The following is a 7,990-nucleotide window of genomic DNA, read 5'->3' as shown; positions in this document are numbered from 1 at the left end:
AGACCCCTTCGCTCTGCGGGGGCGATGGTGGGGCGGGAGGGAAACGACAGGACGGCTTCCGTCCCGCGGGATCGCGCTCTAGAGCACGCGCTGATCTGCTTGCATGGCAAGCTGATCGGGCAACGCGTTCTCTTTCTGGCGTTTAGAGGGCGATTCACCGAGCAAATTGGTTCAATTTGCTCGGATCGCGCTCTAGGATGGGCAAGAACAGCGTCGGCCGGCTTCGCATCCGCGGTGCCCCGTGCATATCCCACCCGAACTGAACCGGACGTCCCGCGCGATGCCCCTTGCGGACCTTGTGACCCGCATGCCGGTGATCTCCCCGGAGCATTCTTGAGCGAAGTGGATACCGGCTCGTGTGAGGAAAATGCGTAATCCCAGCAATCGAGAGCAGTTGCGTGAGCGAAGGCGAACGGAAAATGCTCCGGAGGCTTCAATCTAAATCGATATAAATGGCGTCTGGTCCGCTCGGCCGGCCGCGCCTCGCTGCATTCGCTCTGGTTTTCAGGAGGCCCCCATGAGTTCCGAGGTTACCTATCCCGACGTTCAGCTTCACATTGACGGCGTCTGGAGGGACGCGGACGGCGGACGGCGCATTCCCGTCGTCAATCCCGCCACCGAGGAGGAGATCGGCACCGTCGCCCATTGCTCCATCGCCGACCTCGACGAGGCGCTGGCCGCCACCGAGCGGGGCTTTGCCACCTGGAGCTGCATCTCAGCCTTCGACCGCTCCAAGCTCATGCGCAAGGCCGCCGACATCCTGCGCGAGCGCGCGGACGGCATCGCCCGCCTGATGACACTGGAGCAGGGCAAGCCCCTGCCCGAGGCGCGGATGGAGACGCTGGCCGCCGCCGACGTCATCGACTGGTTCGCGGAAGAGGCGCGCCGCGCCTATGGCCGTGTCATCCCCGCCCGCGCGCCGGGCGTCTACCAGCTCGTCATCAAGGAGCCGGTGGGGCCCGTGGCGGCGTTCACCCCGTGGAACTTCCCCATCAACCAGGTGGTGCGCAAGCTGTGCGGCGCGCTGGCCGCCGGCTGCTCCATCATCGTGAAGGCGCCGGAGGAGACCCCGGCCTCCCCGGCCGAGCTCATCCGCGCCTTTGTGGATGCGGGGGTGCCGAAGGGCGTCATCGCGCTCGTCTACGGCGTGCCGGCGGAAGTGAGCGAATATCTCATCCCACACCCGGTCATCCGCAAGATCACCTTCACCGGCTCCACCCCGGTGGGCAAGAAGCTGGCCGCGCTGGCCGGCGCGCATATGAAGCGCGTGACCATGGAACTGGGCGGTCACTCCCCCGTCATCGTGTTCGACGATGCCGACGTGAAGGCGGCGGCCAGGCAGATCGCCACCGCCAAGTTCCGCAATGCCGGCCAGGTGTGCGTGTCGCCGACGCGGTTCCTGGTGCAGGAGAAGGTCTATGAGGAGTTCGTGGACACCTTCGTCACTGTCGCCAAGGCGGTGAAGGTGGGCAACGGGCTCGAGGAGGGCACCACCATGGGCCCGCTCGCCAACGACCGGCGCATCCCCGCCATGGAGGCGCTCATCGCCGACGCCCGGCAGCGGGGCGCGCAGGTGCAGACCGGCGGCTCGCGCATCGGCAACAAGGGCTATTTCTTCGAGCCCACCGTGGTCACCGGCGTCAATCGCGAGATGCGCATGATGAACGAGGAGCCCTTCGGGCCGCTCGCCATGCTGCTGCCCTTCTCCGATTTTGACGAGGCCGTCACCGAGGCCAATCGGCTGCCCTACGGCCTTGCCTCCTACGCCTATACGAGCTCGGCCAAGACCGCGAACGCGGTGGCCTCGCAGGTGCAGGCCGGCATGATGACCATCAACCACCTCGGCCTTGCTTTGCCGGAAGTGCCCTTCGGCGGCGTCCGCGATTCGGGCTACGGCTCGGAAGGCGGCTCGGAGGCCATCGAGGCGTATCTGAACCCGAAGTTCGTCTCCCAGGCGGGGATCTGATGTTTGTGCTCCGCCCGCCATATGGCGGGCGGGGCCGCTTCTACTGCTCCGTGAGGAAGGTCATCAGAATCGTGTCGTCCTCGCCCACCAGGCAGAGGAAGCGGTGGGCCTTGTCGGAGCGGTCGCGCTGGATATAGGCCTCGCCCATCAGCACCCCTGTCACCTTCGCGCCGCCCACGGCCAGGTCCGCCTTGGCGATGCTCAGCCCGTCCATGTCGATGAAGATGTCGGCGACCGAGGGCGAGCGCGCTTTCAGCCGCTCCAGCGCATGGGCCTTGCAGGCGGCCGCGCGCTCCGCATCCTCCGGGGCCTCGGCCTCGGCTTCCTTCACCGCCTTCTCCCCGGCCGCGACGGATGGCGGAATCACCGGCGGGGTCGTCTCGGCGGGGCGCGGCGGCACCGGGTCGGCCGGCTGCTGCGCGGCGGCGGGGGTGACGAGGACGAGGTCGATGGCAAGGCTCGTGCCGAGCGCCAGCGCCAGCACGGCCATCAGGACAAGGGGGGCGCTCGATCCGCGTCGCATCTGGGGTCTCCCGGGCAGCTCTCGGGGAGACAACGCCAGCGCGGCGGTTTGGTGCCGCGATAAGCTCCAGCTTCCCGGTTGCGGACCGGGAGGGAGCGGCGACGAGGCTCCCTCTCATGCTCCCGGCATCACGCGTCGGCCGTTGGGATCAGCCCTCAGCGCACGTGCCGGCCGGTGAGGGCGTAGCAGAAGGTGTCGAGGAGCTCCGCCTCTTCCGCCCGCAGCACCCCGTCGGCGCCGATGACACGCATGCCCGCGCGCAGCAGGGCGGCGATGGCTTCGGTGCCGCTCTGAAACAGGGTGTCGAGGGCGAAGTCCACCGCCTCGGCCGTGGGGCGCAGGCGGGACACATAGGCGGCGAGCCGCTCGCGCTCGGCGCCGGTGAGGTCGATATCCTCGGCCGCACAGGCGCGCTCGCAGAAGAACACGATCTCCTCCACCTCCGCCGCGTGGGTGTCGCGGTCGGCGCGGGCGAGCGCGGCCAGCAGCGTCACCCCCGCCTTGCGGATGATGGCGCGGATGCGGTCCCAGCGCGCGTCCGCCTCCTCCTCGGCGGGCACCAGAATGGCGTCCTTGGGCCAGAGGAAGCCGAAGGTCTCGTAGAAGAAGCGGGCGAGCGGCTCGCGCCGCGCCCCGTCGAGGTCGGTGACGGCGGTGATGCGGTCCACCCGGAAGGCGCGGGCGGCCTGCCGCTCGTGGCACTTGGCGATGAGGATGGGCACGCCCTCCACGTTGCGCTGCACCGCCCACACCGAGATGCGGCGATGGCTGGCATTGCCCGCATGGTCCACATAGTCGATGGCGAAGGCCTGCCCGTCCGCCGGGTCGTGATCCTCCGGCGCCTCGGCGGCCAGCGCGTCGTGGGGGTCGTCGTGGGGCACGCTGAGCCGGTCGGACTGCGCATAGAAGGGCGCGCCCAAAAGATCCACGCGGTCGCGGAGGAAGGTCTTGAGCGAGGAGATGGCGTTCATGGGCGGCTCGCGGATTCCGGCCGGACGTTCCGTGTCCGCATCCTTGATAGCCGGCAGACGGCCGCCGATAAAGCGCCATTGCGCATTCCGCCGCGCGCCGGAACTCCCTGCGCAGGGGGAGGCGGAAGCCTCCCCCGTTGGGTCATGCTCGGTTTGGTCACATTCTGTTTGGTCATACTTGCCGCTCAGTCCCACGCGGGCGCCAACCCCTCGGGGCTGACGATGCGCCCGTCCGGGCGGGCGAGGGCGGAGATGGCGGCCATCTCGGCATCGGTGAGCGCGAAGTCGAAGATGGCGGCGTTCTCGGCGGCGCGGGCCTCGCTCACGGTCTTGGAAAGGGCGATGAAGTCCTCCTGCTGCACCACCCAGCGCAGCACCACCTGTGCCACCGTGCGCCCATGGGCGGCGGCGATCTCCTTCAGCACCGGCTCGGCGAAGACCTTGCCGTCCGCCATGGCGTAATAGGCGGTGATGGAAAGCCCCGCGGCGCGGGCGGCCGAAATCACCTTCGACTGGTCGATGAAGGGGTGAAATTCGATCTGGTTGGTCACGAGCGGCGCGTCGGACAGGGCAACCGCCTCCGCCATCAGCGCGGTGTTGAAGTTGGACACGCCCATGTGGCGCACCTTGCCGGCGGCCCGTACCGCATTGAGCGCGCCGATCTGCTCGGCCAAGGGCACCGCCGGGTTGGGCCAGTGCAGCAGCAGCAGGTCCACATAGTCGGTCTTGAGTTTCTTCAGGCTCTCGTCGACGGAGGCGAGGAAGGCATCGCGGGCGTAGTTGGTCACCCAGACCTTGGTGGTGAGGAAGATGTCGCCCCGCTTCACCCCGGAGGCGGCGATGCCCTCGCCCACCTCCGCCTCGTTGCCGTAGATCTGCGCGGTGTCGATGTGGCGGAAGCCGAGCTTCAGGGCGGCCGGCACCATGCGCGCCGTGTCAGCCGCCGAGACGCGGAAGGTGCCGAAGCCGAGGGCGGGGATCTGCGCCCCATTGGCGGTGACGGTGTGCATGATCTTTCCTTTCTCAGACCGGGCAGGCGACGGCGCGGGCGCGGTGATCGAGGGCGGCGCTCCACACCGTCAGCCCCAGCGCGCCGGCCACCATAAGCGCGCCCACCACGGGGGTCGCGCCGAGGCCCAGCGGGGAGGCCACCACCAGCCCGCCGATCCACGCCCCGAGCGCAATGCCCAGGTTGAACGCGGCGATGTTGAGGGCGGACGCGGTATCCACCGCCCCCGGACGATAGCGCCTGGCCAGCTCCACCACATAGATCTGCAGCCCCGGCACGTTGGCGAAGGAGAGGAAGCCCAGCGCCGCCAGCGTCGCCAGCGTAAGGGCGGGCGAGGGCGCGGTGAAGAAGAAGGCTGCCAGCACCAGTGCCTGCAGGGTGAACAGGAGGGTGAGCGCCTTCACCGGGTCGCGGTCGGCGATGCGCCCGCCGGAGAGGTTCCCCACCGCGATGGCGAGGCCATAGAGGATGAGGATCAGGCTGACCTGCGTGGCGGCAAAGCCGGTGACGGTCTCAAGGATGGCGGCGAGATAGGTGAAGGCCACGAAGGTGCCGCCATAGCCGAGCGCGGTCATGCCGAACACCAGCAGCAGCCGGCCCGAGCCCAGCACCCGCATCTGATCGAGCAGGGAAGAGGTGGGCGACTTGCGGATGTCGGCCGGCAGCAGCAGGGCGATGGCGGCAAACGCGATCACCCCGAGGCCGGCCACGCCCCAGAAGGTGGCGCGCCAGCCGAGGCTCTGGCCGATGAAGGTGCCGAGCGGCACGCCGGTGACGATGGCCACCGTCAGCCCCATGAACATGAGGGCGATGGCCGAGGCGCGGCGGTTTTCCGGCACCAGGTCCGCAGCGATGGTGGCGCCCACCGAGAAGAACACGCCGTGGGCGAAGGCGGAGAGCACCCGCGCCACCAGCAGCCATTCGTAGGACGGGCTGAGCGCGGCGGCGGTATTGCCGGCGATGAACAGGGCCATCAGCGAGAGCAGCAGCGGCTTGCGCGCCATGCCGCCGGTGAGCGCGGTGAGCACCGGCGCGCCGAAGGTGACGCCCAGCGCATAGACGCTGACGATGAGCCCGGCGATGGGCAAGGTGATGCCGAGGTCGGTGGCCACCGTGGGCAACAGCCCGACGATGACGAATTCCGTGGTGCCGATGGCATAGGCGGCGATGGTGAGGGCATAAAGCGCAAGGGGCATGGCGACATCCTGTTTCAAGACCGGTCGCTGCGAAGGCCGCCAGATTGCGCCTCGACTGTCCCGATCCGCTGTCGAGGACAAGATGCCAATGATTCACTTGAGAATTAAGATTGATATGTTTCAAAATACCTTTGAATGAAATTCGGTAATGTGGGCGCCAGAAGAGGCGCGGCGAGGCGAGGCACGCCCGGCGCGCGGGCTGGACTTCCGGTTTTGCGGGGCGGTCAGGCGTCGAAAATCCCTTTGAGGACGCGGCGCATGGGCTCGCCGTCCACCGTGACCCCGGTCCACAGCCGGATGCCGGCGATCCCCTGGTTGACCAGCATGCCGAGGCCGTCAAGCACGGTGCAGCCGCGCGCCTCGGCGTCCCGGATCAGCCGCGTGCGCGGTGGATTGGGGATGACGTCCGCGACGACCATGCCCGGCGCCAGACTCTCGAGATCGAGGTCGAGCCGCGCATCCACATGGGGAAAAAGACCAATCGAGGTGGCGTTGACCACGACGGCGGTCTCTTCCGGGATCGTGAACACCCCTTCCCAGGGTACGAAGGTCGCCGCGGCGGACGTCCGGGCATTGACCAGCGCGGCCAGTTCCATGCCGCGGGCCGTGTCGCGATTGACGATGGTGATGGCCGCGGCGCCGGCCAGCGCGGTTTCCACCGCGATCGCCCGTGCCGCGCCGCCGGCCCCGAACAGGACCACCTTGCGCCCCTTCGGGTCCGCCACCGTCTGCAGCGAGGCGAGAAATCCCTGGCCGTCGGTGTTCTCGCCGATCAGCCGGCCGTTCCGGATCACCACGCAATTGACCGCGCCGATGATCGCCGCCGACGGCGCCAGTTCATCGAGCAGTGGGACCACGGCCACCTTGTGCGGCAGGGAGCAGTTGAAGCCGGCCCAGCCCATGGCCAGCGCGCCCCGGACCGCGTCGGCGAGCTTTTCCGCCGAGACGTCGCAATTGATGTAGCGCGCGTCGATGCCATGGTGCCGATAGGCCGCCTCGACCATGGCGACCGTGGGGTTCTCGGCGGCGGGGGTCGCGAAGGACCCGGTCAAAAGGCTGAGGAAGGTGGAAGGCTCGGGCATGGCGCGGCTCCGCCGAATGGGACAGCCAGCCCAGATAGGCCCGGCGGATCGACGGAAAAAGTCGGCTGCTATATCAACAGTTGTGAATTCAGTTCACGGGTGTGGACCATGGACAATCGAAGCGGCGAGATGAGCGTGTTTACCGCGGTGGCGGAAAGCGGCAGCTTTTCCAGCGCCGGCCGCAAGGTCGGCCTCACGCCGTCCGCCGTCAGCAAGCTCGTCAGCCGCATCGAGGAACGGCTGCGCACGCCCCTGTTCGTGCGCTCCACCCGGCAATTGCAGCTCACCGCCGAGGGCGCGCTCTATCTGGAGCGGGCGCGGCGCATCCTCGCCGAGATCGACGAGACCGAGCGCCTGATCGCCACCGGCGCCGGCGCGGTGCCGCGGGGGCGGCTGCGCATCAGCGCGTCCGTGGCCTTCGGCGAGATGTGCGTGCTGCCGCGCGTGCCGCGATTTCTCGAACTCTACCCGCAGGTGGAGCTGGACATTTCCCTGAGCGACGCCGTCATCGACCTGGTGGACGAGCGCACCGACATCGCCATCCGCACCGGGCGGCTGCGGGATTCCACCCTGAAGGCGCGCAAGCTGTTCGAGATCGGCCGGGTCATCGTGGCCTCGCCCGCCTATCTGGAGCGCCACGGCGTGCCGCAGCATCCCGAAGACCTCGCCCGGCACCTGTGCCTGTGCTTCAACTTCCGCCGCTCGCCGGAGGACTGGCCGTTCCGCGATCCAGAGAGCGGCAAGGCCTTCACCCAGGCGGTTTCAGGCACGGCGCTGGGCAATAGCGGCGTGGTGCTGCGCCGGCTGGCCCTCGACGGGGCGGGGCTGGCGCGCCTCGGCCGCTATCACGTGCGGGGCGACCTCGCCGCCGGAACGCTGGTGAGCGTGCTGGAGGAGTTCAACGCCGGCGACATCGAGCCCATCCACGCGGTCTATGTGGGCCACGCGCACCTCGCCGCCCGCATCCGCGCCTTCGTGGACTTCCTCGCCGACGCCATCAGGCAGGAGACGGAACCGACGGAAGGCTCAGGCGGGCGTTAAGAGCGCCTAACAAAACTTGGCGATGGCTCTGAAGCATATGATTGCGGCGGCGAGGACGCAGAATGCGCGGTAGAGATCGGCGTGGCGCTCGTATCGGATGGCGAGGCGCCGGAACTGGTTGATCCAGGCGAAGGTGCGCTCAACCACCCATCGGTGCTTGCCGAGGTGCTCAGAACTGTCGACGCCGCGGCGGGCGATACGG

8 protein-coding genes are annotated in these 7,990 nt (G+C 68.5%); 2 read left to right on the top strand and 6 right to left on the bottom strand.

Annotation, left to right across the window (positions count from 1 at the left end; genetic code table 11):
• Window positions 1–517 precede the first annotated feature (517 nt).
• Window positions 518–1,966 (top strand): NAD-dependent succinate-semialdehyde dehydrogenase, encoded by a 1,449-nt coding sequence (locus tag K9U40_RS20730; RefSeq protein WP_282892014.1) that lies wholly within the window; start codon window positions 518–520, stop codon window positions 1,964–1,966.
• A gap of 40 nt (window positions 1,967–2,006) precedes the next feature.
• Here K9U40_RS20730 and K9U40_RS20725 read toward each other — a convergent pair whose 3' ends face one another.
• The 5 genes from K9U40_RS20725 to aroE form a co-directional block, all read right to left on the bottom strand.
• The gene (locus tag K9U40_RS20725) at window positions 2,007–2,489 is read right to left on the bottom strand and encodes a hypothetical protein (protein WP_282892013.1); all 483 of its coding nucleotides are present in this window, start codon (window positions 2,487–2,489) and stop codon (window positions 2,007–2,009) included.
• A 155-nt stretch (window positions 2,490–2,644) separates the two neighbouring features.
• The gene (locus tag K9U40_RS20720; protein ID WP_282892012.1) at window positions 2,645–3,460 is read right to left on the bottom strand and encodes a WYL domain-containing protein; all 816 of its coding nucleotides are present in this window, start codon (window positions 3,458–3,460) and stop codon (window positions 2,645–2,647) included.
• A 185-nt stretch (window positions 3,461–3,645) separates the two neighbouring features.
• Window positions 3,646–4,470, bottom strand: a complete 825-nt coding sequence (locus K9U40_RS20715; RefSeq protein WP_282892011.1) for an aldo/keto reductase — start codon at window positions 4,468–4,470, stop codon at window positions 3,646–3,648.
• Window positions 4,471–4,483: 13 nt separating this feature from the next.
• On the bottom strand, window positions 4,484–5,665 hold the full coding sequence (locus tag K9U40_RS20710) for an MFS transporter (RefSeq protein WP_282892010.1): 1,182 nt from the start codon (window positions 5,663–5,665) through the stop codon (window positions 4,484–4,486).
• A 224-nt stretch (window positions 5,666–5,889) separates the two neighbouring features.
• Complete coding sequence (aroE, locus tag K9U40_RS20705; protein ID WP_282892009.1) at window positions 5,890–6,747, bottom strand: shikimate dehydrogenase; 858 nt, start codon at window positions 6,745–6,747, stop codon at window positions 5,890–5,892.
• A gap of 108 nt (window positions 6,748–6,855) precedes the next feature.
• On the opposite strand from aroE, the gene K9U40_RS20700 reads away from it, so the two are divergent.
• Window positions 6,856–7,788 carry a LysR family transcriptional regulator gene (locus tag K9U40_RS20700; protein ID WP_282892008.1) on the top strand — a complete coding sequence of 311 codons (933 nt, stop codon included), beginning with the start codon at window positions 6,856–6,858 and terminating at the stop codon, window positions 7,786–7,788.
• Window positions 7,789–7,794: 6 nt separating this feature from the next.
• On the opposite strand, the gene K9U40_RS20695 is transcribed toward K9U40_RS20700, so the two are convergent.
• The coding region (locus K9U40_RS20695; protein WP_282890830.1) for a transposase at window positions 7,795–7,990 on the bottom strand (196 nt) is incomplete at its 5' end.

The organism is Xanthobacter autotrophicus (assembly GCF_030015065.1).
GTDB classification, from domain to species: domain Bacteria; phylum Pseudomonadota; class Alphaproteobacteria; order Rhizobiales; family Xanthobacteraceae; genus Xanthobacter; species Xanthobacter autotrophicus_D.
The sequence above is the reverse complement of the archived record's forward strand: the minus strand, read 5'-3'. Positions and strand labels throughout refer to the sequence as shown.

Excerpts from the sequence above, each read along its gene's own strand:
- K9U40_RS20715 (WP_282892011.1), bottom strand. The coding sequence starts at position 4,470 with ATGCACACCGTCACCGCCAATGGGGCGCAGATCCCCGCCCTCGGCTTC.
- aroE (WP_282892009.1), bottom strand. The coding sequence starts at position 6,747 with ATGCCCGAGCCTTCCACCTTCCTCAGCCTTTTGACCGGGTCCTTCGCG.
- K9U40_RS20730 (WP_282892014.1), top strand. The coding sequence starts at position 518 with ATGAGTTCCGAGGTTACCTATCCCGACGTTCAGCTTCACATTGACGGC.
- K9U40_RS20700 (WP_282892008.1), top strand. The coding sequence starts at position 6,856 with ATGGACAATCGAAGCGGCGAGATGAGCGTGTTTACCGCGGTGGCGGAA.
- K9U40_RS20720 (WP_282892012.1), bottom strand. The coding sequence starts at position 3,460 with ATGAACGCCATCTCCTCGCTCAAGACCTTCCTCCGCGACCGCGTGGAT.
- K9U40_RS20725 (WP_282892013.1), bottom strand. The coding sequence starts at position 2,489 with ATGCGACGCGGATCGAGCGCCCCCCTTGTCCTGATGGCCGTGCTGGCG.
- K9U40_RS20710 (WP_282892010.1), bottom strand. The coding sequence starts at position 5,665 with ATGCCCCTTGCGCTTTATGCCCTCACCATCGCCGCCTATGCCATCGGC.